Here is a 1,347-nt window from a genome sequence, read left to right as displayed (position 1 = left end):
CGCCCGGCGCCACGCTCGTATCGCTCGCGTTCAAGTGCAGACTTCAGTGACGCCGTGAGGCGTTGAGCACTCGAGCCGTTCGCGGGCTCGCTGGCTGTGCTGCTCGTGCAGACTTCAGTGACGCCGTGGGGCGTTGAGCACATGAACCGGTTCTACCGGTGCGACGCGAGCAAAGCGTGCAGACTTCAGTGACGCCGTGAGGCGTTGAGCACTAGGTTTCGGCCCGCCAGCGGCGCAAGCTGCTCGGCGTGCAGACTTCAGTGACGCCGTGAGGCGTCGAGCACCCTCTTTTGGGCGACGCCGGCCCGGCCCCGACCGTGTGCAGACGTACTTGTTTAGCGCCTCGGTCATCGCCCGGTGCAGCGGAATCGCGGTCAATCGAGTAACATCGTAGTATGGACACGCCCGCGTGCCCCGGTTGCCGGGACCTCTCCAAGCAAGTCGCCGAACTTACGGCCCAGGTCGCCGAACTGACCCGGTGGCTGGACGAGGCCACGCGCGCGGGCAAGCGGCAGGCCGCTCCATTCCGCAAGGGTCCGCCCAAGCCGAACCCGAAGCCACCCGGCCGCCGATCGGGGGATGCCCACGGCAAGCACGGTCACCGCTCGCCGCCCCCACCCGAACAGGTCGCGGAGTGCCACGAGGCCGACCTCCCCGACGCCTGCCCGCACTGCCGCGGCCGGCTCGTTGAGACCGGCACGGCCGAGCAGTTCCAGACCGAGATTCCACGCCGGCCGCTGATCCGCAAGTTCCGCATCCACATCGGGCACTGTGAGGCGTGCGGGAAGCGAGCCCAGGGCCGTCATCCGCTCCAGACGTCCGACGCCCTGGGCGCGGCCGCCAGCCAGGTGGGCCCCGATGCCCAGACCGCCGCCGCGGTCCTGCACACCCAGATGGGCCTGTCGCACGGCAAGGTGGCGTCGGTCTTCCGGACACTCTTCGGCATCACGTTGACCCGCGGGGCCAGCGCCCAGATCGACCTTCGGGCCGCGGCCCGCCTGGAACCGGATTACCAGCGGATCCTCGACCACGTGCGGTCGTCCGAGCCGATCGCGGCGGACGAGACCGGGTGGCGGATCGGGGGGCACACGGCCGGGCTCCACGCGTGGGTCGGTGACCGGGCCACCGCGTACGCCATCGACTCACAACGCAGCGCCGACGCCCTGGAGCGGGTGATCGGGGCGGACGGGTCGGGCGTCCTGAGCCACGACGGGTTCGCCTCCTACGAGCGATTCGAGGGGGCGATCCACCAGCAGTGCCTGGCCCATGTGCTCCGCCGCGCGCGGGAGCGGCTGGAGCGGGCGACCCGCGGGGCCGTGCGGTTCCCGCGCCAGGTGATCGCGCTGT

General features: G+C 70.8%; 1 protein-coding gene. It reads left to right on the top strand.

The window, feature by feature from the left end; translation table 11 throughout:
- Positions 1–395: 395 nt before the first annotated feature.
- Positions 396–1,347 (top strand): IS66 family transposase (locus R5W23_RS08215; RefSeq protein WP_320685916.1); only part of this gene is annotated, 952 nt, incomplete at its 3' end.

This window comes from Gemmata algarum (assembly GCF_034097035.1).
Classification (GTDB): domain Bacteria; phylum Planctomycetota; class Planctomycetia; order Gemmatales; family Gemmataceae; genus Gemmata; species Gemmata algarum.
Note: the sequence above shows the minus strand (reverse complement) of the source record. Positions and strands in the feature narration are given on the sequence as shown.